Raw genomic sequence first — 25528 nt, 5'->3', positions numbered from 1 at the left:
GAATGAAAAATAAAAAATTAATAATTAGAAATGAAAAAGTGCCGGCGTTATTGCTTCTTTCTGCGTTCGTCATTATTCTGCGCTGTCTCAACACTTTTCAGAAAGATAGCCATCAGTTCGTTATTCTCATTGAAAGCTTTTTCAACTTTTGTATCAACTACAACAGGTTTTCGTCTGATAATCTTCAGGTTAATACGGGACTCTTTTATTTCCTTTAAACACATTCTCATTTTATGCAGAAAATCAGCTCTTGATTCAGCAGCTTGCGCTTCTCCATAAATGAGTGCGGGAGCCGTTCCGCTTTTAGATAATTGATATTCCAGGTTCTGACCGGCTTTTGTTGAAGGAAGAAGTTCACAAACATCCAGACACATACAGGCAAAATCAACCAGCCTGTCTTCCAGATCAAACTTGTTATTGCTTTCCATATGCGGTGTTTTTGGTTTAGCATTATTCTGCAGCCAGCATCACTTCTTCATTCTTCATTCCTCATTTTTCATTCTTCATTATTCACACAGCTACAGGTGCTTTAATAGCCGGATGACTCTGGTAATTCTCCAGTGTAAAATCTTCGAACTTAAATTCGAAGATATCTTTCACATCCGGATTCAACTTCATTGTTGGTAATGTGAATGGCGTGCGGCTTAATTGCAGATTCACCTGCTCCATATGATTGCTGTAAATATGCACATCACCAAACGTGTGTACAAAATCACCGGGCTCAAGATCGCATACCTGTGCGATCATCATCGTCAATAATGCATACGATGCGATATTAAATGGAACACCTAAGAACACATCGGCACTGCGTTGGTATAGCTGGCAACTTAATTTTCCTTCAGCAACATAGAATTGAAAAATAGTATGGCATGGCATCAAGGCCATCTTTGGCAAATCAGCAACATTCCATGCGCTGATGATGAGGCGACGGCTATCAGGATTTTTTTTGATCTGTGCGATCAAATCTTTCACCTGGTCGATCACTACTCCATCTGCTCCTTCCCAACTGCGCCACTGCTTCCCGTACACCGGACCAAGCTCACCGTTTTCATTCGCCCATTCGTCCCAGATACTGACGTTGTTTTCTTTGAGATAAGCAATATTCGTTTCACCTTTCAGGAACCAAAGCAGTTCATGAATAATGCTGCGCATGTGTACTTTCTTCGTCGTCACCAACGGAAATCCTTTGCTCAAATCAAAACGCATCTGGTAACCAAATACGCTCTTGGTACCCGTGCCTGTGCGGTCGGTTTTCTCCACCCCGTTATCCAATATATGCTGCAGTAAAGAAAGGTATTGTTGCATGGGTGCAAGGTAAAGAAAAGGCTCAAGTTACAAGGCGCAAGAAGAACGCTGTGGATTGATTGTGTACAGACAAAGTTTACTGAGAGTTATTTCACGCCCCTTCTTGCCAGTTCCTTTTTGATCAACAGAAGTTCCCTTCCGGTTTGACCGCTGACAGAACTGTTTTCCTGTGCACGGCGCATAAGATAAGGCACCACATCGTCAATTGGACCGAAGGGCAGATACTTGCTTACCGAATAACCTTCTTTCGCCAGGTTAAACGTAATATGATCGCTCATACCATACAGCTGGCTGAAATGCACATGCGGATGATTATGCGGCAAGCCTTTGCTGTGTAATAATTCGGCAGCAAGCTGGTTGCTGTATTCGTTATGTGTAGCTACAATAACAGCAATACGATCAACATGCTGAATACAAAATTCAACGGCACGATTGTAATCTGTATCACAGGTTTCTTTATCGGGTTGAATCGGTGAAGGATAGTTCATCTCCGTTGCACGTTTCCGTTCTTTTTCCATATAAGCACCACGAACGATCTTGATACCGAGAATGAACCCCCGTTTCTCAGCAGCTTCGTAACAATCATGCACAAACTGGTAACGGTCGTGACGGTAGAGTTGTGCTGTGTTGTAAACAACAGCAGTTGTTTTATTGTACTGATCCATCATGAGCATGGTTAGTGCATCAACAGGATCCTGAATCCAGGTTTCTTCTGCATCGATCAACACACCCACTTTCTTCATTGAAGCAGCGGAACAGATACGTTCCATGCGGTTACACACTCTTTGCCATTCGCCACGTTCATCAACAGTCAGTCGCTCCAGTGCATGTTCGTAACGACGGATGAGTGTACCCGTATCCTTGCTCATCAGGTCGTCCATTTTTTCAAGCAATGCAAACCGTGCAACGCCGGTTACTTTCACACTCATAAAAGGAATATTCGCCTGTGTGGCAGCGTAGTCAATTACTTTAATAAACTCTTCGCAGGCATGATCTTTTTCATCTTCACCATAATCGCCGCCTTCCACGCCATAATCAAGGATCACCTGCACATGAAACTCTTCCAGTCTGTCGGCAACTTTCGCAGTTTCCTGTAATGTTTCCCCTCCAATAAATTGTTCGAATAATGTGCTTCGGATAAGCCCCTTTACCGGCAGGCCGGCCTTTATGATCCACGGAGTAATTCTTGTGCCAATATCAACCAGCCATTGATAACCCATTGATGAAAAAAGGAAATGTGCTTTTTTCAGTTGCTGATCGTTCTTATATTCAAATGCATTAGCTGTATTCTCGAAAGAAACTTTAGAATTGTTCGGCATGCTGGCTACGATTAGAGGCAGCAAATATAGTAGAAAAACAAGCGCTCGTTCAGTTCTCTTTTCGTTTCAATAACAATAGCGAATTACGGATATAACCGGGCTCAAGCATATATTCATTGGTGATTTCGCCCTGCTTCAGCAGCAAACGTATCTTCAGCTTATTTTGTGCAATCGATTGACTGATGACGATAATATCATTAACTCCGGGAGATAATTCCTTTAATCTTACCCGCAATGGCCGTTTTGAAAGATCATGATCGTTTGCGATCAAATCACCGTTAAACAAAACACTGATCGAATCGGGCTTGCCTTTATCAACAGAACTAAACTCAAGAAGAATATCAGAGCCGTCTACTTCCAGTTCGCTGACTTTTTGATAAAGTCTGTTTTCCGGCTTCAGCAGAATATTCCGTTCTTCAAACTCTTTGTAAAGCTCCTGTATATAATCACCGATCTCATCTTTTGTAAATTCAGATATAACCGAGTCAGTTTTAACAGCTGTAAAAGAATCGAACGCATCACCTCTCCAATACCATCGTCCGGTTAACTGCGTAGCTGTATTGTTTTTTGTAACAGTTAAATACAGCTCTTCAAAAAAAGCGCAATCAGTTTTCGACATCGCAACACCTCGCATTACCTGTTTCCTGGTGAGGCTTATTTTACCATCATACATGCGTCCACCTACAAGATAATCGCAACCAAAAGCAGTATTCTTATCAAACCCACGGGACGAAACAATACCGATGTACTCACCATCGGTTTCCATCAACTCCACACGCACACTCATCTTTTGTTTCTTGCTTGCGTTCAATAAAAAACTTCCTTCCCATACACCTGCAAGGTTTTGTCCAAGTAATGTTGACGAAAGCACTGTAGCGACCAAAAATAAAAAAGTCCGTAACTGCATACTTGCTCAAGATACAATTACGGGCGAAAAAGAAGTTATACTTTGTTATTAATCTTTTCGATTTAAAAGGAGGTACGCAGTGCCCCCGGGCATTATCGAAACAATCCATTCTTTCTTATCATTTCCCTGCTGCATGGAAATCTTTACATCAAGCTTGAATCGTGTATCAGAATTATTAATAAAATCAATATTATTGATCTTGGATATGTCTTTCAAACGTATTATTAAAACATTTTTTGATAAGTATAAATTATCGAAAACAGTCCTGTCATTCAGTGTTACTGTCATGGTTGCTCTCGCTTTTTCTTCCAATGAACTAACCACTAAAATTATCTCCTTACTTTCAACTGAATAGGTGCCTAAATTTTTGTTGGTCACTTCATAAGGCAGATACTCATTTTCTAATTTTATATAACGGGAAGGATCGGGCCTTCGATCGATGTTGTTCATTTCCTCCCTGACCACTTCTGAAATTTCTGATCCTGTTTTTTGAACAACAAACTGCTCTTTGCTATTATCAATCCAAAACCAACGACCTTTCGCCATACTTACCGAATCATTTTCAGGAGGATATAATTCAACTCTTTTGAACGAACCGCAATCGGCCTTCGTCGTAGCAACACCACGTTGTACATTGTTCACTCCAAGAACCAATGCATTGCCTTCAACCCAGCCGGAGACAATATAATCGCATCCATAAGCTGTGTTTTTTTGAAATCCACGTGTAGTCACAACTCCATGTAACCTATCCCCTTTTTGCGTTATTTCAATCCGCACATTTATTTTGTTCTTCTTTTTACCACGCAGATAAAAACTTCCTTCCCACACGCCCGTAAAATTTTGCGCAACCGTAGAAAAAGCAAAACTCAAAAAGAATAAAAACAAAAAAGCCCGTAATTGCATATTGGCTCAAAATACAATTACGGGCATAAAAGAAAATAATTGAATAACTAATATTCTGTTAATCCAATCCAAAGATTCCTTTATTCAATATCTGCAGGGTTCGTGTTTTGTATGCTGCGGGCACCAGCAGCGAAACGTTGTGCGGACTGCCACCATAACTTACCATACGAACAGGTATATCTGCAATGCTTTCGAAAAGTTTAGCAAGAATATGTTCTGTCTTGCCAATTTCATTACCTACAATACTTACAATGGCCTGGTCTTTATCTAACTCAACTGTTCCGAATGGCTCCAGTTCACGGATGATTTCATCGAGGTGTGTGCTGTTGTCGATAGTTAATGAAACAGCTACTTCAGAAGTAGTGATCATATCAATGGAAGTACGGTATTTTTCAAACACTTCAAACACTTTGCGTAAGAAACCATACGCCAGCAACATGCGGCTGCTCTTGATCTTAATGGCAGTAATGCCATCTTTCGCTGCAACTGCTTTTACACCAACGCTTCCTGCTTCTTCTGTAATGAGTGTTCCCTTTGCATCAGGCTGCATGGTATTTAACAACTTCACAGGAATCTTGTAATGCTGCGCAGGCCAGATGGATGCAGGATGCAAAATTTTCGCACCGAAATAAGCCAACTCTGCCGCTTCATCAAAACTCAACTGCTCAATCGCAACTGTTTTCTTTACAATCCGTGGATCGTTGTTGTGCATACCATCAATATCGGTCCATATCTCACAAACCGATGCGTTGATCGCAGCACCGATCAATGAAGCACTGTAATCACTGCCGCCACGTTTTAAATTATCCACTTCGCCTCTTGCATTGCGACTGATGTATCCTTGTGTAATAAAGATCTTTTTGTCTTTGTTCTGATTGAGCAACTGACTCAACTTTACTTTAATACTGCCGATCTGCGGTTCTTCATAACTGTCAATGGTCATGAAATCCAATGCTGGCAACAGCATGTGATTAATTCCTTTTTCTTCAAGGTAACAGCTGAACATTTTTGTGCTCATCAATTCACCTTGTGCAAGAATATCTTTATTCAATGCTTCGTTAAAGGAAATTTTGAGAATGATATTCAGGAATTCAAAATGCTCGGCAATAATTGCACGGCATTTTTCCTGTGCTGCAGGTGTTGAAAGCAAATTGCTGATGAAAGTTTGATAGTGTGCGTCCAGTTTATCAATTACCTGTTTGGCAGCAGCTCTGTCGCCGTTTGCCATTGCCGCACCAATTTCAACCAACGAATTGGTTGTGCCGCTCAACGCACTTAATACCACAATCTTTTCTTCTTCATCACGAGTAATCAGAGTTGCTACATCGTGCATTCTTTCAGGCTTTCCCACTGAGGTACCGCCAAACTTCATCACTTTCATTACCGTAGGTTTATTTTATGTTTTAAGTTCTAAACTATTTATGTTACCAGCTATAGCACTGCTATTTTTCTTTGTTGCGTCGCACTCTTGTACGTCTTTTTCTCTATTCAGCTTTTCTCCTAACTATCCGTCAGACGGGCATACTCATCATTCATAACTCATTTTCCTACATCACCTCCCCGACGAATTGCTTCATCATCCCCCCACCGTCTTATTAAAGTTGAAATGATCTTTAACAGCCGAAGTGCAACAACCTCTTTTCAATGTGCAGGCATTTAAACCGCCAACCGTGTAAACATTGTTTGCACGGGGCTGCGAAATTAAAGAGAGAGATTGAATTTCTGTCCAACTTTTACTAAATCTTCTGCAACGGTTTCCAATAAAGGAATACCGTCTTTCATTCGTTGTGCTTCAAACAAACGTTCGGGATCACCGGGAATGAGCACCTGGTCGTATCCTTCGATTGTTTTAGCAGAACGGAAACGCCGGATCCAGTTGTCCATATCTTTCTTGAAATCGTCGGCTTTGCGAAATGCATCAATACGCATCGCCCCGAGAAAATGACCCAAACCTTTACCCGGTTGGTTTTCCGGCATGGGTACATAAGCCGGAAATGGCGGCACCCATGGACCATAATTCGCTCCACTCAACACTGCGGAGAAAATATCAACGATACTTCCCAAGGCATAACCTTTATGACTGCCGTGTTCTTTATCACTACCCAAAGGCAACAGTGCTCCTTTATTTTTCAAAGCATGTGCGTCAGTTGTTGCTTCACCTTCTGCATCCTGGATCCAACCGAGTGGTGCTTCGAGATTTTTGCGTTGCAAAATTTCAAGTTTACCATTGGCTGCGGTTGTGGTAGCCATGTCTGCAACAAAAGGAGGTTCGTTACCCGATGGTACTGCAACTGCAATAGGGTTTGTGCCCAACATACGTTCCGTTGAAAACGTTGGTGCTACTAAAGCAGAAGCATTGGTCATGGCCATGCCGATCATATCGTGTTGCAAGGCCATCATTGCATGATAACCTGCAATACCAAAATGATTACTGTTTTGTACACTCACCCATCCGCTGCCGACATTGGTTGCTTTTTCAATAGCCACTTTCATGGCAAACGGCGCAACCACCAAACCCAAACCACTATCACCATCCACTACAGCAGTTGAAGGTGTTTCATGAATCACTTTAATGTTGGGAGTTGCATTGATCCGTTTTGCTTCCCACAAACGCACATAGCCACTTAAACGTGCCACACCATGTGAATCAATACCACGCAAATCGGCGGATAGCAATACAGTTGTTGCAATAGTTGCATCTGCTTCGCTGCAACCCATTGAAAGGAAAACATTCTTGGTGAATGAAAATAAATGCGGGTAAGAAAACACTTGCTCCATTTTACTACTCATTACTCATCATTCATTTTACGCTTGTGCAGTTGGCCCACCAAAACTCAACGGTATCTGCATTTCCTCCAAGTCACGGATTGATCCGTTTGCAGCTTCAAAACGTTGGATATTTTCAGTAAGCGCTTTCATAAAACGCTTGGCATGTTGCGGTGTAAAAATGATCCTTGATTTTACTTTGCTCTTGGGCGTGCCGGGCATTACGTTTACAAAGTCGATCACAAATTCTGCATGACTGTGTGTAATGATGGCGAGATTGGCATAAGAACCTTCCGCTACTTCTTCTGTGATCTCAATGTTTAGCTGATTGGGGTTTGCATTTTGCTGCTGATCCATATTAAAATAATTGAGCAGCAAATATACAATGCAAAACTGAGGCCTGCAGATTCTGCAGATAAACAGCTCAATTCAGGTTTACTTCTTCTTTTTTGTATGTTTTTATAACCTCGGCATTAATTATGGGCTTACACTTGCTATTTCACTGTTGATCTCAACTGTGTGTATTGAATGTTCTTCACTAGCACTCCCTTAACGGAACGGATGCTAATAGAAGTAAAAGGTACAGCAGGAAAAAAAACATCTGTCATCACTGTTAATCCATCATCTGCCAGCAATTCAACTGACGAAACATCTGCTATTATTTTTAAGCTGATGTTTTTATTGGTTGATATTCTGGGTGCAACATGCTTCTTTGCAAAACCTGGTTCAAAATCAATAATACCCGACTTACTTCGGTCAATAAAGTATTGATTGGCGGCTTTGTCATAACCAATCAACAGTTCTTCACCTTTATTATTTGATAATACAATGGAAAAATCATTTGCCGTAATATCATTTAAACAGACTTGAAAAAGACTACTTGCAGCACCCAGTTTTGAAGTTAGATTATAACTGTTCTTTATGTTGATGTTTGATGCCGACGTTGATTTTACAAGCATCTTATCAAATTCTTTCACTGGTTTTGATGCAAGAAAAATTTTCTTATTTACTTCTTTCAAATTAAGTTCTCGTGGAATGGTCATAGCACTACGCCAGTTTTTGGTCGGCACCACCTGTGCGTATTGCCAGTTGCTCATCCAGCCCATTAATATTCTTCTGTTTCCTGTATTTGAAAAGGTAACGCCGGCATAGTTATCGGTGCCATAGTCCATCCACTTTGTTTCTGTTTCAAAAGGCGTAAACGTTTTTCCATCGAAATCACCTGTAAAATATTGTGTGGCTGAGCCGCCATTTGGACCGCCGGGATTAATGCTTATTAACAATACCCAAACTTTTTTGCCATTTAACGTCAGCGGAAATAAATCAGGACATTCCCATACGCCGCCATGTGCACCCAATGTTTCACCAAACTCACTTTCTTTGCGCCAGTTTTTAAGATCAGGTGAAGAATAAAAAGTAATTCTGTCTTTTGTTGCCAAAGTCATCACCCACTTGTTTTCTTTTTCAAACCACATCACTTTAGGATCACGAAAATCAACAATACCGGGGTTTTTTATTACAGGATTGCCTGCATATTTCGTCCATGTTTTACCATCATCCAGCGAATAGGCAATGCTTTGATTTTGAAAATCGTTTCGTTTTGCCTCTTCACCTTTCGGGTTGTGATGAGTAAAGATGGCAACCATCGCAGCCTTACCAAAACCTGCCGTATTATTCACGTCAATAACTGCACTTCCCGAAAAAATATAACCTAAACTGTCGGGATATAATGCAACAGGTTGGTGCTCCCATTGTAACATATCCTTACTGGTTGCATGCCCCCAGTGCATAGGGCCCCATACTGTGCTCTCAGGATAGTACTGATAAAACAAATGATAAACGCCTTTGTGGTAAACCATGCCGTTGGGATCGTTCATCCATTTTTCCTTTGGTGAAAAATGAAATTGGGGACGATGTGGCTCTGCTACTTTATGTTGGCTTTTTGCAGGAAGCAGATAGAAACAGAAGCATAGCAGGAAAATATTCTTTTTCATCAGTATATTTTTAATTTGACTTTAGCCGAATGGAATTTACAATGATTTTATCTTTAGTTCGTAAGTGCGACCAGTTGAAACGTACCGTTATTATTTTATTTAAGTTGGCGCAATTTAGCTGCCAATGTATTCAAAGGAATATCTTTTGAGTAAGTACTCACTAAGTTTCCATTCTTATCGTGCAAAGCAACAAAAGGCATATCCATAACTTTATAATAATTCCTCACAAAAAAACCTGTGCCTTCGGTACCTGTAATAATATTGGAGTGCTGTTTTGTTTTAAATTCTTTTTCAAATAAAGCAACATTGGCAAGAGGTAAAAAAGTGATCATCGCAACCGACGCTTTCCTGAAATCTCCTGAACGTTTAAACCATTCTTTCATCAAAACCTGGCAATGATCGCATTCCGGTGAGAAATAAATAACAATAACAGGTTTACCCATCGGCAGGCTACTTGCATGAAACAGGTTGCCATCTGAAAGTGCCATGCGGAAAGGCGGAATTTTTTGCTGTGCACAAACTGTATTCAACGCAACAATAAACACTATAAACCATAATAATCTTTGCATGATGCTGCTTTTTTATACTATTCCCGGTTGGCACCGCATTATTATTATGTTGTACCAACCGGGAGTTGTAACCATTCATTAATTATAACCCGGGTTCTGTTTATACAACCCATTGGTAAATGTAATCTCCGATTGTGGTATAGGTAAATATTCATCACGTCCGGCTGTAAACAACGCTGTTGCTAAAAACGGCCGTCTTGTTTTTTCCACTGCGATGTATTGATTTAATACCTGCGCTGCAATACCCCATCTTACCAAATCAAAAAAGCGATGCCCTTCAGTAGCAAATTCCAAACGACGTTCCCATTGTAAAGCCTGGCGTGCATAAGCCTGTGTCCAGCCAATTGCAGGATATGGTTTCACATTGTAGATCGATGCAAACATCCCATTTGCTTTTTTCAAACGGCCGGTACTTGCTGCTGCCCGGTTACGGATGCTGTTGATAATCGGTAAGGCTTTATCCGGTTGTCCCAATTCAATATACGCTTCAGCCTGCATCAGCAACACATCATCATACCGGATGATGTCGTAGTTTTTTGCAACACCCATGAACGGGCCGTTTTTGAAATAAGAAGAGCTGCTCGCCAATTGCTGATTACGCATGGTATGAAAATTTCCATAGACACCGGGATCACGAACCCAACTATTGCTGAACGGTTTTGTATTATCATATTTATACACGTGCCCGTCAATACCAACGGTGTGATCTAAACGAACATCTACAGACGCAGTACTTAAATCAGCATTGCTGTTGTTAAAGGTTGAAAAGTTAGGCAATCCATTTACATCAGTTGTATGTGCATTTACAAGATTCTGGCTTCCTGCATGAAAACCACAGCAACCATATTGCGGAGCACCATGCGGATAATTTAATCCATCTTCATAATTAAGCCTGCCTGAAGTGGTACCATCATTGATCGTAAACTGAATTGCAAAAACTGATTCAGGTCCGTTTTCGGTTTCGGGTAAAAAATTATCAGCAATATCAGCACTTAAACTATACTTGCCCGATGTAATAACTGCTTCTGTTAAGCTTACTACTTCCTGCAATCTTGTTGTATTGATAGAAGTTACCTGGTGTGTTGCATTCTGTACATATGCCTGGAACAAACGCAACTTTGCAAGGTATGCCTGGGCTGCATGTTTATTAGCCCTTGCAATTTGTGTTTGCGTTGGAGGAAGATTATCGATTGCATATTGAAAATCGGCGGCAATTTTATTCCACGAGTCTTCATTGCTTAAATCGTTTTTTGTTTTCAGGATGTCGGCCTCCGTTGCAGTTTCATCGAAAATCGGAATGTTCTTGTACAATAGTTTCATTGTAAAGTAGCTGTGTCCTCTTAAAAATTTCAGCTCGGCCAATCTTGTTTTCTTTTGAGGAAACGAAGCATCCGGAAGTGCATTAACTGCCCTCATTGCTGCATTGGCTCTTGAAATTGATTTAAACAAGTTCTGCCATGTACGTGATACAAATGCACCCATTGATGGTGTAACAAGGTTGTAATGTTCAAGTGCGTCAATTTCACCAACATCACCGGTACCACCACCGCCTTTATAAGCATCATCTGATCGTACACTTCCATAAACCCAATTACTGTAAATAGGTCCGATCATATCGCCGTTGCCAATGGCAGCATACGCTGCTGTTACCAGGCCTTCAGCAGCTTCTGCTGTTGTAAGATCGGTTGAAGACAATACACCTGTTGGCGTATAATCCAATTGTTTTTTGCAGGCACCGAATAAGAGTATAGCTGCTAAACCAATTAAAAATTTATGTTTCATTTTCTTTTGTCTTTAGTTGTTAAAAAGAGGCGTTAATACCAAACGTGTATGTTTTTGGAATAGGTATTGGATTAAAGTCGATACGTTCCGGATCAGGACTTAAATACTTTTTGCTTTTCAACCAGAAAACATTTTCGGCCATCAGGTAAAAACGCAGACCTGAAAAAACAGATTTTGGTTTTACACTGTACCCTACCTGTATGTTTCTCACTTTAAAAAAGGAAGTACTTACCATAAAATAATCGGATGTACGTGTTTCGTTATTGTTATCCTTTAAAGTAAGCGCCGGAACATTTGTATTTGTGTTTTGTGGAGTCCAGCCATTAAAAACACCGGCTCCAACATTTTCTCTACTACGCATGAGATTATTAAACAGTGTATACACATCAAATCCAGACCTGCCTGCAACACCGGAACCAAAAACGGAGAAATCGAATTTTTTATAATTGGCATCAATTCTAACACCATATTCAAGATCGGGCAGAGTTGTTCCAATCCATGTTCTGTCGAGATCGTTAATTACATTGTCTTTATTAATATCTACATATCGTATTCTTCCGGGACCGGCACCAATTTGTGTAGGTGCTGCATTCACTTCTGCCTGTGATTGAAAGAGACCATTGGTTTTATAGCCGAAAATATCAAACTGTGAATGACCAATAATTGTACTCACCAGATTACCTGCATATGCCGGGCGAACAACTTCGGGCAGCTCTGTTATTTTATCTCTGAAATGTGCAAAGTTGAGTTGTACGTTGTAATTGAAATCTCCGGTTTTTTGTGCACGGTAGCCGATAACAAACTCCCAGCCTTTATTAGTTTTAGATGCACCATTTACGGGCTTCGACTGACCTTCGCCTAAAGCTGAAGCTACCGGTGGTGTAATTAATATGCCTGTTGTGTTTCTCGAAAAATAATCGAACGAACCGAAAATTTTGTTTTTAAGAAACGCAAAATCTAATCCTGCATTCAACTCATCTGTAGTCTCCCACTTTAACCCTGTATTAGCAGCCTGTGTTTGTACAAAGCCGGATGGAAGTGTACCTGTGTTTGCACCGGTTAATGAATAAGCTGTTCCGATATTCATATACTGTTCCCAAAAGCCGCCAACCAATTGCGATAACGCTGTTCCGTATCTTGCTTCAAATATTCCGAAACGACTGATATCCCCGATTTGCTGGTTACCAACACGGCCAACACCTAAGCGTAATTTTAACTCAGAGAACAGCGTGTTATTTTCCATGAAGCCTTCTCTGTCAATTCTCCATCCAAAAGAAGCAGCAGGGAAAAGACCATAACGATTGTCTTCACCAAAACGTGAAGAGCCATCACGACGAATTGTTAAAGCCGCTAAATATTTATCGGAAAAATTATAATCAACACGGCCAAATAAAGAGAACAACCTGTTACCTGTTGAGCCACCAAAAACGCTGGAGTTTCCTGTGCCTGCACTAATGGTAAAATATTCTTCCGTTTGCACAGCAAAGCCTTCCTTGCGTGTATTTTGAAAGTTAAGATCTGTTTTGATGTATTCTGTACCCGCTAAGAACTTAAGATTATGCTTCCTGTTTATATCCCAGTTGTAACGAAGCGTATTGGAAAGTGTAGTGCTTACTAATTTATTTTGATCGAAGGTGACGCTGTTAGTTGTTCGGTTAAAAGCACCTTCAGTAAACGTTGGCAAAATGACTTTGCTTAAATATGTAGCATAATCGGTACCAACACTGGTTCTGAACACGAGATTTTTGATAGGTTGTATTTCAACAAACACATTTCCAAATGCTGTTAAGCGGTTGGCGTTATCCCACCTCGACAGATACTGCATGTGCAAGGGATTGTTCCTGTCGGAGTAACCACCGCCGGATGCACCGGCGAACGTTACCCCATCTTTTTGGTAAACAGGAATTGTTGGTGCCTGGAAAACGGCCAATGCAGTTGTTAGAGCACCACCAATATCTCTTGAAGTAAGTGTTTCATTTGAATTTGCAACACGCAGATTCACTCCTACGATGAGCCGTTGATTGTATGCCTTGGTAATAGCATTGATGCTGCCGTTTAAGCGCTCATAACCTGTATACCGTAACATGCCGGTATTTTTGTAATGTCCGAAATTAAATTCAACAGATGAATTACGGTTGCCTACAGATGCTGTAAGACTATTACTTATAGCAAGGCCCGTTTTATACATTACATCCTGCCAATCGGTATTGCCAGCCGGTGTATTAGGATCACCGCCAACAAAAGGTTTTACAGTAACAGAATTTAAAACCGGGTTACTCAAATTATTATTCCAGTCAAAATTGTAAATCTCTCCATAAGCATCTTCAGGTTTTACGCCATCGTTTACTGAAGCCTGCCACAAAGCCCTACCCCTATCAACTGCGTTTAACATTTTAAAACGCACAGATTTTTCTGACTGTGCTGCTGCACTTGTATTAAACTGAAAGTTTACTTTCCCTTCTGTGTTGCCACCATTTTTTGTTGTAATGATGATAACACCATTGGAGGCACGTGAACCATAAATAGATGCAGCAGATGCATCTTTCAATACCTGCATGGAAGCGATAGTGGCTGGATCTATATTCTGAAATACTTCGGGCCTGGTAGTAGGCACACCATCAATGATATATAATGGATCGGTGTTACCCAATGTATTTGCGCCACGAATTAAAATTTTTGCGTTGCTTCCATTTGGTGAACCGCTTCCTCGTTCAATATACAAACCTGCTACACGGCCTTGCAGCGCCTGCATTGGGTTACCGGAAGAATTGTTTTTAACGGCTGATAAATCAACCACCGCTACAGCTCCTGTTACATCTTTTTTACGTTGGGAGGTATAACCTGTAATAACAATTACATCACCTTCTTTTACTGCCGGTTCCATTTCAACAGCCAGTGTTGCGTCTCCGGTACTTAATTTAATGGTTACGGGTTTCATTCCAACATAACTAAATGTTATGTCATCACCTGCAGATGCAGTGATAGAAAATTTTCCTGAAGCATCGGTAACAGTTGTTGCATTTTTTGACTGTACCGAAACACCCGAAAGTGGGGCTTTATCTGCTTTAGCAGTAACAATGCCCGTAATTGTTTTCACCTGCGCAAACGAGCAAATGGCAGATAGAAAAAATGGCAATAGAAAAAACAACTTTCTCATAATCGTTAATTTTAAAAGTGAAAAATTTTGCATAGCAGTCGATTTATTGTTAGTGGATGATTTGTGTATTGTTAATAAGTGAATAGATATCTGAGATATTGTAAGCAGGCCAGCCGCCTGTTTTTGATGCCACTAATGCACCAAGGCCACTGGCAAACGTGAGTGCTTCTTCTGGCGATTTATTTTGTAATACACTTGCTAAAAAGGCAGCAAGGAAGCTGTCGCCACTGCCAATGGTATCGGCCACCTGTACTTTATAACCGTTATGCCTGTGGTAACTTCCCCGAAAGTTTACAACAGCTCCATCTGCACCCATTGTAATAATGATTGAACGGATGTTGAACTTGTCCTGTATCAGCTGTATGCGATCTTCAATACTTTTATATTCAGCAAACCAACCGGTGATAAGTTCAAGCTCAGAGATATTCATTTTTACTACATCACATTTGCTGAGTAACTCCTCTACAATTTCCCGTGTGAAGAATGGTTGACGCAGATTAATATCAAGAACTTTGGTACGTGCTATCTCTAACAGTTTGTATAAAGTTTCTTTTGATTGTTTGTTGCGGGTGGCCAAACTTCCAAACACAAAGTATTCGGCATTTTTTACCACTGACTCAACATCATGATCGTATTGAATATGATCCCATGCTGCAGGCGCTACAATTTCATAACTCATTTCTCCCTGTTCATTTGGAGTTGCATGAACAATACCGGTTGGCAATTCATAATCGAGTTGTATCAATGTTGTATCGATGTTCATGCTTTCCATCATAGTAAGTAGTTCCTTACCCCGTTCATCAATACCTGTACGGGTGAGCAAGGCTGGTCTTTCGCCCAACCTGTGTAAGTGATAAGCAACATTCATGGGAGCGCCACCGGGTACAGCTTTATCGGGTAAAATATCCCAGAGTATTTCACCAAAGCAAACAACATTGTAAGCATTGGAAGAGGAAGTTTGAGGCATAACAGCAAGCATTTATTTGTGAGAGATTAAGTTTTTACCTGGCAACGTTGCCGGTTTTTCAGTTACAGCCTTCTCTTTTTGTAACGGCTTGTTCAGCAGTTGTGCTTCTAATTGTTCTAAAGGAACACCCTTGGTCTCGGGCATTTTAAATAATACCCAAAGCAATTGCAACAGCATCATCAGCATAAAAAAGAAAAAGATTTTTACAGGACCAATTGCAGGATTGTTGGCAAACAACGGGAACACACTTGTTACAATAGCGGCCATTACCCAATGGGTGGAGCTGCCGAGCGACTGGCCATAAGATCTTACCTGGTTGGGAAAAATTTCTGAAATAAAGACCCATATTACAGCACCCTGCCCAATAGCATGTGCAGCAATAAAAACGAAAAGCAAAACAGGTACAACTACTCCACCTAACCATTGAAAGTAAAAAGCTGCGGCTACTGCACCCAGCGAAATAATATACCCGATGGAACCAATGAGCATTAATTTTTTGCGGCCAATGCGATCAATGAGATACAAACCAAGCATGGTAAACACAAGATTGGCTAAGCCTATACCAGCACTTTGTAAAAAAGCAGCGCTTTTACCTATGCCCGCCATTTCGAAAACCCTTGGAGCAAAATAGATGATGGCATTAATGCCGCTCATCTGGTTAAAGAAGGCAATAAGAAAAGCAAGTATAATTGGTTTTGTAAAACGTTTTGTAAAGAACGTGGCAAGTGTTGCCTGTTGTTTTTCTTCGTCTATTGATTGATGAATTGCTTTAATGGCTTCATCCACACCTTCAGGATCGGACACTTGTAAAATTTCACGTGCCTTGGCATAGTCGTTTCTATGCACCATTAACCAACGTGGACTTTCGGGTACAAAAAACATGAGAGCAACAAATAGTAATGCCGGAATTGCCAACACACCCAGCATCCATCGCCATGCATCTTCGCCTATATTACTTAAAAAGTAATTAGAGAAATAAGCCAGCAAAATGCCGAATACAATATTGAATTGAAAAGTGGCAACCAATTTCCCCCGGTTTTTTGCAGGTGCGATTTCTGAAATAAACATAGGTGCCACTACTGAAGATGCCCCAACACCCAAGCCACCTAAAAACCGGAATGCCATGAACGATACAACATCCGCAGCAACTGCGGACCCAATTGCCGACACCAGGAAGAGCAGGCCAATCCAGATCAATACCTTTTTCCTTCCAAATTTTTCAGCCGGGATTCCTCCGAAAAGTGCACCGATAATGGTACCATAAAGTGCAGAAGCAATGGCTTGGCCGTGTACTACGTCGCTTAGATTCCAAAGTCTTTGAATTTCCTGTTCAGCCCCGGAGATAACGGCAACATCCATCCCAAAGAGCAAACCACCAAGAGCAACAACTATGCTCCAAAAAATGAGTTTCTGATTCATATGGCAAAAGCAATTTGACACAACTTAGGCTCGAGATGCAGGAAAAATGTTTCAGTTTTTCATCATATTGTTTCAATTTTATATCAAGCGATCAAATATTTAAATTCTAATGATAATCAATCTATTAATGAGCATTTTTTAAAATAGTTCATCTGCCGGCTTTTAATTTTACAACCAACTCTTCTAAAATAATATCAATAATCCTACTTTTAAATAATGAACTGCTTTGCCATTATCTCAAGGGTTATCCTATTCTCCAGAATATGGGTCAACGGAATGTTTTTTTTCCTGTTGGTTTCCTGTACGATGTCCTGTAAAATGGAGAAGGAGAAAAAATACCTGATTGGTTTTTCGCAATGTGGCGATGCAGATAACTGGCGTAAAGCCATGATTGGAGAAATGCGCAGGGAACTGGCCTTTAATCCCGATTTCAGATTGTTATACAAGCAGGCCAATGACAATAGTGCACTGCAAATAAAACAGGTAAAAGAATTACTGAAGGAAAACATTGACCTTCTGATTATTTCGCCCAACGAAGCCGTACCGCTTACACCTATTGTAGAAGAAGTTTATAATAAAGGCATCCCCGTTATTGTGGTTGATCGCAAGATTGCGTCACAGCTTTACAACAATTATATTGGTGCCGATAATTATGAGATTGGTAAAATAGCCGGCAACTATGCTGCCTCGTTACTTGGCGAGTCAGGAAACATTGTTGAAATTGGTGGATTACCTGCTTCATCGCCTGCCATTGAACGCCGCAAAGGTTTTGCCGATGCTTTGGCTCCGTATAAAAATATAAGAATCATAAAAAAAATCAATGGCGACTGGGTAAAGCCAACCGCCAAAGAAGCATTGTTGAAAGTGATTGACAGTGCTGCAAACCCAAGGCTGGTGTTTGCACACAACGATGTAATGGCGCTTGGCGCTTACGAAGTTTTCAAAGAAAAGCGCTTGCCCCCGGTAAAAATAATTGGTGTTGATGCACTTCCCGGGAAGGGTGCAGGAATGGAATATGTGAGCAACAATATCATTACAGCTTCTGTATTATATCCAACCGGTGGTGCAGAATCGATCCGCAATGCAGTGAGTATACTGAACAACCGGCCCGTGCCTAAAGAAACTGTGTTGCAAACTCTGGTGGTTGACAGCGGAAATGTTCGGATGACATCTTTGCAGGCAGATAAAATATTAGAGCAGCAAAAAGATATTGAGCAGCAGCAAGCGGTTATGGATAAGCAGCAGCAGACTTATCAAACACAACGCAACCTGTTATATGTGCTTGGAATTACACTTGCATTGACATTCTGTTTTGCCGGTCTTCTTTTTTATTCACGTCAATTGAACCGACGCATCAACAAACAACTTGCGCAAAAGAATGATGAGGTGCAAAAGAAAAGTGAACAGTTAATTGAAATGTCGGCGAAAGCAGAAGCTGCACACGAAGCCAGACTTAATTTTTTCACTAATATTTCTCATGAATTCCGCACGCCGCTCAGTCTTATACTTGGCCCGGTTGAAGAACTGCTTGATTTTTCAAAACTCCCCCCATCAACCAAACAACCACTACAGCTTATTCAAAAAAATACACAACGTCTCCTGCGACTCGTGAACCAGTTGATCGATTTCAGAAAGATCGAGTTTAATAAAATGCAGGTAAAAGCCACCGAGACCGATCTCGTGCTTTTTGTAAACGAAATTGTTCAAACTTTTCAACCGCTTGCTGATAAACGTAATATTGATTGCAGACTCATCACCCGTGAAAGAGCTTTATTTATTTGGGGCGACCAGGGAATGCTCGATAAAATATTATTTAACCTTCTTTCCAATGCGTTCAAGTTTACATCAGAGGGTGGTTTCATTACTGTGTCGCTGGAAAAAGATCCTGTTGCATCAAATGCCATCATTAAAGTAGAAGATAATGGAAGAGGAATGTTGCCTGAAGAAATGAACCAGGTGTTCGACATTTTTTACCAGGGAGACTATGGCAGTCATAAAGGATCGGGGCTTGGTTTGCCACTAACTAAAGAACTGATAACACTGCATCATGGAAGTATAACGGTAAGTAGTCAAAAAAATAAAGGCAGCATTTTTACAGTAAGGCTTCCGCTGGGGAAAGATCATTTCACAGAAACAGAATTATCGTTGGCGAACGAAATACAAAAGTTCAGCAGTGAGGAAGAAGAAATATTTATGTCGGATCTTTATTCGGAAGAAGTTTTTTTACCGGGCAATGAACAGGATAAAAAAGAAAAACTGGGTTCTATTGTAATTATTGAAGACAACCCGGAAATGAGAAAATTTCTCAGGCAAAAGCTTTCAGAATCTTATTATATATATGAAGCAGAAAATGGTGCCAAAGGACTGCAGACCGTATTTGACCAAATGCCCGATCTCGTTATTTCCGATGTTATGATGCCTGTAAAAGATGGTTTTACTTTAACCGAAGAATTAAAAAAAGACATCCGTACTTCTCATATACCGGTAATACTATTAACCGCCAAGACATCGGCACAACAACAAATGACAGGTCTTGAAATTGCTGCAGATGCTTATGTGGCCAAGCCTTTCAATTTTTCGATATTGGAAAAAACGATCAGCAGTCTTCTTACAAACCGGCAGAAACTTAAGAGCCATTACAGTAGCGAAATACCTGTGGGAATAAAGAGTGGTGGAAATGTAACAGACCGTCGTTTGGTTGCAGATTTTATTTCGATTGTTGAACGAAATATATCCAATGAAAATCTCTCTGTTGATGACATCAGCAAAGAACTGAATCTTTCGAAAATACAGTTGCACAGAAAAATAAAATCGTTGATGGATACCACTATCAATGAGTATGTATTAAACACACGTATTCAAAAAGCCAAGTATTATCTACAGCACGAAGGGCTATCTATTGCTGAAGTAGCTTACAAAACCGGTTTTTCCACTGCCGCATATTTTTCCACCGTATTTAAAAGTAAAACGGGTTTATCACCCAAAGCATTTAAAGAAAAAGGAACAACATGATTTGTTTCAATTGAATAGCCATACTCATTTGTGTTTCGATTTACAAATATTGAATAAACAACTGAAGCAACAAAAGATCTGAAGAAATCACTGTATTACTTTTAATCTACAAAACGAAAGCCTGTGTGCAACATGATAACCGCTACAGTAACTATTTTTCAATCATGCAACCATAACACCAGCGAATGATAAAACAAATGATCCGCTCAGGTTTGAGCGGATCATTTGTTTGCAGACCGGATAACCTCGAATCAATATTACAGCTGTTCATTTACATCATTATTTCCAAAGCGGATTTTGTACAAGTTTATTATTTGCATTCAACTCTGTTAATGGGATCGCAAAGACTTCCGACTTGCCACCGGGCATATAAGTAGGATTGTATGCAGGTACAGCATCTGCTCTTGCTCTCTGGTAAGCCTGTTCTAATGTACCCCAACGTTTCAGATCGAAATAACGCAATCCTTCAAATGCCAGTTCTACTCTTCTTTCATGACGTAACACAGTCCGCAACGCATCCTGGCTTAAACCGGCACCTTCTGCAGATTCAACAGAAGGCATAGTCACTCTTGCACGAACCTGATTGATCAATGGATAAGCAGTTGACAATTGATTCAATTCAATCATCGCTTCTGCACGCATTAATAATATATCAGCATAACGGATCGCATAAAAATCCTGGCCTCCCGGTGAAAATATTCCAATACCAGTTGCGGATACTGATGTTCTGCGAAGATATTTTCTAAGGCCATAAGTGGTTGCTGTATTGCCCGTAAATCTCCGACTGAGATCGGTTAAAAATGTATCTTGATTAAAATAAACCGATGCTGTTAAACGAGGATCACGGTTTACTTTTCTTGTTTGTGGCGTAGCTGGATTGTATAAAGGTGACGTAGTAATGGGTTTGCCATCTGTACAATAATAATCTTCCACCAAATTTTTCATGGGCTGGTAGTTAACCTTAGGTAAAGCTGCGAATGAAGCCGAAAATAATTCTCCGTTATTAGACACATCTTGATTAAAGCGAATCGAAAAAACTACTTCTTTCGAAAATTCACCCTGCTCAGTAAACAGTTGAGCATAACTAGTATTGAGCGAATAGCCTAATGTTAACATTGGTGTTGTAGCATCCAAAACTCCCTGGTAATTTTTATTATACAGATGAAAACGTGCTAACAAACCCAAAGCTGCTCCTTTAGTCGCATATCCATAGTCTGATGCAGGATGAGAAGCAGGAAGCAGATCAACTGCTTCTGTGAGATCTTTTACAACCTGGGCAGAAAGTTCTACATAAGTATTCTTTGGTACGTAAGCCTCTTCTAATTTTTGAACTTTTAAAATTAAAGGAGCGTCCTGAAAATAAATGGCGAGTTGCGAATAAAACAAACCTCTCAGAAACTTCGCCTGTCCGATAAGTGATTTTTTACTGGCATCAGAAATATTAGCTGCAGGAATTTTTTCCAGATTCTCAAGCGCCGCATTCGCACGCCCAATTCCCTTGTACAGGGAATTCCACAAATTACTGAACAGAAGATTTGACTGATCAATATTCGACTCCATAAAATTGCCCGGACCTTCAAACTTGTAACTATTAAAAGCATTGTCGCCGAAACAATCATACATGTGAAAACTCGCTCCTCCTGTTGCATTGAGGGTGCCGCTGTATAAAACACGGTCCTGCAATACATCATAAATACCATTTATACCTAAACGGGCTTCTTGCTCGTTTTTCCAGAAGCTTGCCTCACCTAATTGTACGAGAGAACGTCTGTCTAAAAAATCTTTGGAACAACCGGTTAGAGCAAGAATTATTATGATTGTGATTATCTTTTTCATTACAATTAAAATTTAACGTTTAAGCCTATGGTGTACACTTTATATAAGGGTGCCAACTGATCTGTGTTACCACCTCTTGCCCTTTCCGGATCAAAATTTTCCAGCTTGGTAAAGGTCAATAAGTTTTGTCCGCCTACATAAATCCGCAGTTTCGACATACCTGCTTTCTCAGACAAACGTAACGGTAACGTATACCCTATTTCCAGGTTGCGCATACGGAGGTACGATACATCCTCGACGTAGAAATCGGAAATCACTGAATTGTTCACACCACCTAAACGGGGTAGTTTGGCAGAAGGGTTCTGTGGAGTCCAGCGACCAGTCCAATATGATAAAGCATTATTCCGATCGCCTTCCATTGGCGTTTGTCCATTGTCGTTGAGTATACGGTCCAATCCATTTAAGCCTTCAAACACAACATTAAAGTCAAAACCTTTATAGGATAAACTGGTGTTGAAATTATAGATCATACTTGGATAAGGATTTCCTATGACAGTTCTGTCCATTGCATTAATAACACCATCGGGCTTCCCTTCGGGACCAGACAGATCAGCATATCGAATATCGCCAGGTGCTGTAAGGTTACTGCCAAACTGCTTAGGTGCCGCAGCTACTTCTGCTGCTGTTTGAAAAATACCCAGTGTTTTATAGCCAAAATAAGCATTGAAGGGAACACCAATACGTATGATACTTTCATTGTTGATCGTTTCTAAACCCCTGTCGCCTAATCCTGTAACTTGGTTATCTGCGAATTTGCTCATGCTAGCACCAACACTGTAATTGAGACCTTTAAAATTTCCTCTGTAATTAACCGCCAGTTCTACTCCGCTGTTAAGCATGCTGGCTGAGTTTTGAGCTGCCAGACTGGTAACACCAATTGATGCGGGAACCGGGAAGTTACCGTACAGCACATCTGAACTCATTCGCTTGAAATAATCTGCCGTAACGGATAAACGGTTGCGGAAAAAGCCTGCATCCAAACCAATATCATACTGCTCTACTTTTTCCCAACGAATTGTAGAATTTGCTAATCGGGTAACAGCTACTGCACTCACAATTGTATTGGTGCCTAAGAAGTAATCCAACCCTGCATTGTAAGTCTGGTCAAAAATATAATTTCCAATATTGTCATTTCCGGTTATACCCCAGCTCGCTCTTAATTTTAAATCTGAAATCCAACCTACTTTACGCATGAATTTTTCGTCGCTGATTCTCCATCCTGCTGAAGCTGAAGGAAAATTAGCATATCGATTATTGGGGCCAAATTTAGAAGAACCATCTCTTCTCACATTGAATTCCAGCAGGTACTTACCATCATAAATATAATTGATCCGTGAAAAGAATGACTGTACCGATTCTTCAGAAGCACTACCGGCTACGTTGGGATTGAGTACACCTCCTGCATCAAACTCCTGTAAAGCATTTGTTGGAAACGACTGTAACGAACCGGAAAAACCATCGTTCCTATTATAGATAACCGAATGACCAAGCAAAACAGAAAGATCATGTCTGTCGCCGAATTTTTTACCATAACGTAAAATGTTTTCGTTCAACAAACGGTAATTAAAACTTGTACCGTTGTTTAACGTATTCACTGCTGTTTGTCCTACAAGATTGCCTGCCCAATCGTATGTAGAATTCGTAGGACTAAAGTTAGACGTGTTTCCAAAACTCATATTCACACTTCCACTGGTTTCAAATGACAGATGTTTATTGAAATCTACTTTTACGCCAAAACGCTCCGCAATATTAATATCATCACTGCTGTAATCGCCCAGCACTCCTCTTTGCAAAGGATTGGTTGAAGGAAAACTGAAATTGGTATATAGATAAGAACCATCAACAATACCGTACGCTCCATTGGAATAATAAGCCGGAATTGTTGGCGCCGAACGTTGAAACTGATTAATGATTCCTGTTTCACCAGTAATGGCGTCTGCTCCACCTGAAGGCCCCTTGAAGCGTGTCCAGTACATATTGGTAACATTGGAAATAGTCAACCAGCTTTTTACATTTGAATTAATATTTAAACTTAGATTGAAACGTTCGTTTTTGAATTTACCTCTTACAATCGCTTCCTGGTTCAGGTAACCAAGAGAAACTCTGTAAGTAGTTTTATCATTACCACCAGAAAAAGCCAGGTAATGATTTTGAATAGGCGCTCTTCTTAAAATTTCATTCGCCCAGTTGGTATTTGCATATTGATCTGGATTGGAACCATCAATGATGGCCTGGATATTTGCCTGCGTGTAACGTATCGGTGTTGGATTTGGAGAAGTATTTGCATTAATATCTTTTTCGTTTTTCAGTGTAGCATATTGCACAGCATTCAGATACTTCGGAACAACGGTTATTTCCTGAAAACCGGTGTAGCTATTATAGATAACGCTCATAGCGCCGCTCTTTCCTTTTTTTGTTGTAACTACGATTACTCCGTTTGCACCTCTTGCACCATAAATTGCACTCGCCGATGCATCTTTCAATACAGAGATAGTTTCGATATCGGAAGGTGCTAAATTATTGAACACTTCCAATCCGCTGTATTGTATATTGTCGATCACCACCAATGGTGTAACAGAACCAAATGTGCCTACACCACGAATGGTAATGGTAGAACCATCTGCCCCCGGTAAGCCATTGCCCTGCGTGAGTTGCACACCTGAAAACTTACCATACATCAATTGCGATGAATTGGTAACGGGTTGATTTACGGCATCATCTAATTTCAATGTTTGTGTGGCGCCTGTTTGATTGATCTTTTTTTGAGTACCATAACCCACTACTACTACATCCTGCAATGCAGCAACTTCCGGTTCAAGTTTTATGGTAATGGCCGAAGTGCCATCCCATGTAAGTGTATAAGTTTGAAAACCTACACTGCTGAACAATAGTACAGGTTTACTACCCGATACACCTAAGCTGAAAAAACCTTTTTGGTTGGTTGTGGTTCCTTTATCAGAACCTTGTTGTACAACTGACACACCTACTACAGGCGTATTATCACCTGCATTAATAACTGTACCGCTAACAGTAATTGTTTGTGAAAATGACTGAAGGCTCATTAAAAGCAAGAAGCAGAATAAGCCAATGTGAGAGGGTAAATTCCTTTTTAGCACAAGCATCGTTTCAGTTTTAGTTTGATTTAGAATTACACATCTAAGTACGCAACAATATTTTGTATGCCGGGTGGGTTAGCGCATCAAAAAAGAGGTGTAATCAGTTCATTGGGGTTACCAGGTAGCTTTTGAAACAGATGAGCTTTATTTCACATAAATATAAACCTGATATGATCGTACTGCTGAAGTAATTAAACAAAAAACAACAGATATTGTTTAGGAGAAAATGAAATAAGAATCAAATACATAATAACGAAATGATACAACTATCCATGTCCCATCGTTTTGACTGTAATTGTTGGTTTATTGCATACAGTATTTTTATATAGCATCGGCACTTTTGTTTCTAACTGAGTTGATTTATATTTTCCGTTTACAGATTCGATATTATCTTTCAGTAATATCATTACAACATCATAAAGCTCCACAATTTCATCTTCATAGTTATGAATGAATTTATAATTTACTGCACATAT

The 25528-nt window shown here is 40.3% G+C and carries 17 protein-coding genes; 1 reads left to right on the top strand and 16 read right to left on the bottom strand.

All coding sequences use genetic code 11. From position 1 onward, the window contains the following. Nucleotides 1-47 precede the first annotated feature (47 nt). The 14 genes from H4075_RS07450 to H4075_RS07385 all read right to left on the bottom strand — a co-directional run bounded on the left by H4075_RS07450 (nt 48) and on the right by H4075_RS07385 (nt 17088). A complete protein-coding gene (locus H4075_RS07450; protein ID WP_182805562.1) occupies nt 48-428 on the bottom strand; it encodes a four helix bundle protein in 381 nt (126 codons plus the stop codon). Between the two features lie 82 nt (nt 429-510). Then, nucleotides 511-1305: a thymidylate synthase gene (locus H4075_RS07445; protein ID WP_182805561.1), complete on the bottom strand. Its 795-nt coding sequence runs from the start codon at nt 1303-1305 to the stop codon at nt 511-513. 86 nt (nt 1306-1391) lie between these two features. Next, nucleotides 1392-2624 (bottom strand): proline dehydrogenase family protein, encoded by a 1233-nt coding sequence (locus tag H4075_RS07440; RefSeq protein ID WP_220494891.1) that lies wholly within the window; start codon nt 2622-2624, stop codon nt 1392-1394. 49 nt (nt 2625-2673) lie between these two features. Next, on the bottom strand, nt 2674-3531 hold the full coding sequence (locus tag H4075_RS07435; RefSeq protein WP_182805559.1) for a hypothetical protein: 858 nt from the start codon (nt 3529-3531) through the stop codon (nt 2674-2676). Nucleotides 3532-3579: 48 nt separating this feature from the next. After that, the gene (locus tag H4075_RS07430) at nt 3580-4434 is read right to left on the bottom strand and encodes a hypothetical protein (protein ID WP_182805557.1); all 855 of its coding nucleotides are present in this window, start codon (nt 4432-4434) and stop codon (nt 3580-3582) included. 58 nt (nt 4435-4492) lie between these two features. Then, nucleotides 4493-5815 (bottom strand): aspartate kinase, encoded by a 1323-nt coding sequence (locus H4075_RS07425; RefSeq protein ID WP_182805556.1) that lies wholly within the window; start codon nt 5813-5815, stop codon nt 4493-4495. 320 nt (nt 5816-6135) lie between these two features. Continuing rightward, the gene (locus H4075_RS07420; RefSeq protein ID WP_255460388.1) at nt 6136-7224 is read right to left on the bottom strand and encodes an Ldh family oxidoreductase; all 1089 of its coding nucleotides are present in this window, start codon (nt 7222-7224) and stop codon (nt 6136-6138) included. A gap of 15 nt (nt 7225-7239) precedes the next feature. Then, nucleotides 7240-7557 carry a DUF3467 domain-containing protein gene (locus H4075_RS07415; RefSeq protein WP_182805554.1) on the bottom strand — a complete coding sequence of 106 codons (318 nt, stop codon included), beginning with the start codon at nt 7555-7557 and terminating at the stop codon, nt 7240-7242. A 137-nt stretch (nt 7558-7694) separates the two neighbouring features. Beyond that, entirely contained in the window at nt 7695-9194 is a 1500-nt protein-coding gene (locus H4075_RS07410; protein WP_182805552.1) for a glycoside hydrolase family 32 protein, read from the bottom strand. 95 nt (nt 9195-9289) lie between these two features. Then, nucleotides 9290-9763, bottom strand: a complete 474-nt coding sequence (locus tag H4075_RS07405) for a thioredoxin domain-containing protein (RefSeq protein WP_182805551.1) — start codon at nt 9761-9763, stop codon at nt 9290-9292. Between the two features lie 78 nt (nt 9764-9841). After that, nucleotides 9842-11545, bottom strand: a complete 1704-nt coding sequence (locus H4075_RS07400) for a RagB/SusD family nutrient uptake outer membrane protein (protein WP_182805549.1) — start codon at nt 11543-11545, stop codon at nt 9842-9844. Nucleotides 11546-11564: 19 nt separating this feature from the next. Continuing rightward, nucleotides 11565-14702, bottom strand: a complete 3138-nt coding sequence (locus H4075_RS07395; protein ID WP_182805548.1) for a SusC/RagA family TonB-linked outer membrane protein — start codon at nt 14700-14702, stop codon at nt 11565-11567. A 49-nt stretch (nt 14703-14751) separates the two neighbouring features. After that, nucleotides 14752-15669: a carbohydrate kinase family protein gene (locus tag H4075_RS07390; RefSeq protein WP_182805546.1), complete on the bottom strand. Its 918-nt coding sequence runs from the start codon at nt 15667-15669 to the stop codon at nt 14752-14754. A 12-nt stretch (nt 15670-15681) separates the two neighbouring features. Continuing rightward, nucleotides 15682-17088: a sugar porter family MFS transporter gene (locus H4075_RS07385; protein ID WP_182805544.1), complete on the bottom strand. Its 1407-nt coding sequence runs from the start codon at nt 17086-17088 to the stop codon at nt 15682-15684. A 318-nt stretch (nt 17089-17406) separates the two neighbouring features. Here H4075_RS07385 and H4075_RS07380 point away from each other — a divergent pair, with 318 nt between their 5' ends. Next, nucleotides 17407-20100 (top strand): hybrid sensor histidine kinase/response regulator transcription factor, encoded by a 2694-nt coding sequence (locus H4075_RS07380; RefSeq protein ID WP_255460386.1) that lies wholly within the window; start codon nt 17407-17409, stop codon nt 20098-20100. Between the two features lie 279 nt (nt 20101-20379). Here H4075_RS07380 and H4075_RS07375 read toward each other — a convergent pair whose 3' ends face one another. Both H4075_RS07375 and H4075_RS07370 read right to left on the bottom strand, forming a co-directional pair. Next, nucleotides 20380-21936 (bottom strand): RagB/SusD family nutrient uptake outer membrane protein, encoded by a 1557-nt coding sequence (locus H4075_RS07375; protein WP_182805540.1) that lies wholly within the window; start codon nt 21934-21936, stop codon nt 20380-20382. A 5-nt stretch (nt 21937-21941) separates the two neighbouring features. Continuing rightward, the gene (locus H4075_RS07370; protein WP_182805538.1) at nt 21942-24998 is read right to left on the bottom strand and encodes a SusC/RagA family TonB-linked outer membrane protein; all 3057 of its coding nucleotides are present in this window, start codon (nt 24996-24998) and stop codon (nt 21942-21944) included. Nucleotides 24999-25528 lie beyond the last annotated feature (530 nt).

Origin of the sequence: Lacibacter sediminis, assembly GCF_014168535.1 — a bacterium.
Lineage (GTDB): Bacteria > Bacteroidota > Bacteroidia > Chitinophagales > Chitinophagaceae > Lacibacter > Lacibacter sediminis.
This window is presented reverse-complemented; position numbering and strand designations above follow the sequence as displayed.

Bases quoted from the DNA above. Each gene is read 5' to 3' on its own strand.
- H4075_RS07450 (WP_182805562.1), bottom strand. From the start codon at position 428: ATGGAAAGCAATAACAAGTTTGATCTGGAAGACAGGCTGGTTGATTTT.
- H4075_RS07445 (WP_182805561.1), bottom strand. From the start codon at position 1,305: ATGCAACAATACCTTTCTTTACTGCAGCATATATTGGATAACGGGGTG.
- H4075_RS07440 (WP_220494891.1), bottom strand. From the start codon at position 2,624: ATGCCGAACAATTCTAAAGTTTCTTTCGAGAATACAGCTAATGCATTT.
- H4075_RS07435 (WP_182805559.1), bottom strand. From the start codon at position 3,531: ATGCAGTTACGGACTTTTTTATTTTTGGTCGCTACAGTGCTTTCGTCA.
- H4075_RS07430 (WP_182805557.1), bottom strand. From the start codon at position 4,434: ATGCAATTACGGGCTTTTTTGTTTTTATTCTTTTTGAGTTTTGCTTTT.
- H4075_RS07425 (WP_182805556.1), bottom strand. From the start codon at position 5,815: ATGAAAGTGATGAAGTTTGGCGGTACCTCAGTGGGAAAGCCTGAAAGA.
- H4075_RS07420 (WP_255460388.1), bottom strand. From the start codon at position 7,224: ATGAGTAGTAAAATGGAGCAAGTGTTTTCTTACCCGCATTTATTTTCA.
- H4075_RS07415 (WP_182805554.1), bottom strand. From the start codon at position 7,557: ATGGATCAGCAGCAAAATGCAAACCCCAATCAGCTAAACATTGAGATC.
- H4075_RS07410 (WP_182805552.1), bottom strand. From the start codon at position 9,194: ATGAAAAAGAATATTTTCCTGCTATGCTTCTGTTTCTATCTGCTTCCT.
- H4075_RS07405 (WP_182805551.1), bottom strand. From the start codon at position 9,763: ATGCAAAGATTATTATGGTTTATAGTGTTTATTGTTGCGTTGAATACA.
- H4075_RS07400 (WP_182805549.1), bottom strand. From the start codon at position 11,545: ATGAAACATAAATTTTTAATTGGTTTAGCAGCTATACTCTTATTCGGT.
- H4075_RS07395 (WP_182805548.1), bottom strand. From the start codon at position 14,702: ATGAGAAAGTTGTTTTTTCTATTGCCATTTTTTCTATCTGCCATTTGC.
- H4075_RS07390 (WP_182805546.1), bottom strand. From the start codon at position 15,669: ATGCCTCAAACTTCCTCTTCCAATGCTTACAATGTTGTTTGCTTTGGT.
- H4075_RS07385 (WP_182805544.1), bottom strand. From the start codon at position 17,088: ATGAATCAGAAACTCATTTTTTGGAGCATAGTTGTTGCTCTTGGTGGT.
- H4075_RS07380 (WP_255460386.1), top strand. From the start codon at position 17,407: ATGGAGAAGGAGAAAAAATACCTGATTGGTTTTTCGCAATGTGGCGAT.
- H4075_RS07375 (WP_182805540.1), bottom strand. From the start codon at position 21,936: ATGAAAAAGATAATCACAATCATAATAATTCTTGCTCTAACCGGTTGT.
- H4075_RS07370 (WP_182805538.1), bottom strand. From the start codon at position 24,998: ATGAGCCTTCAGTCATTTTCACAAACAATTACTGTTAGCGGTACAGTT.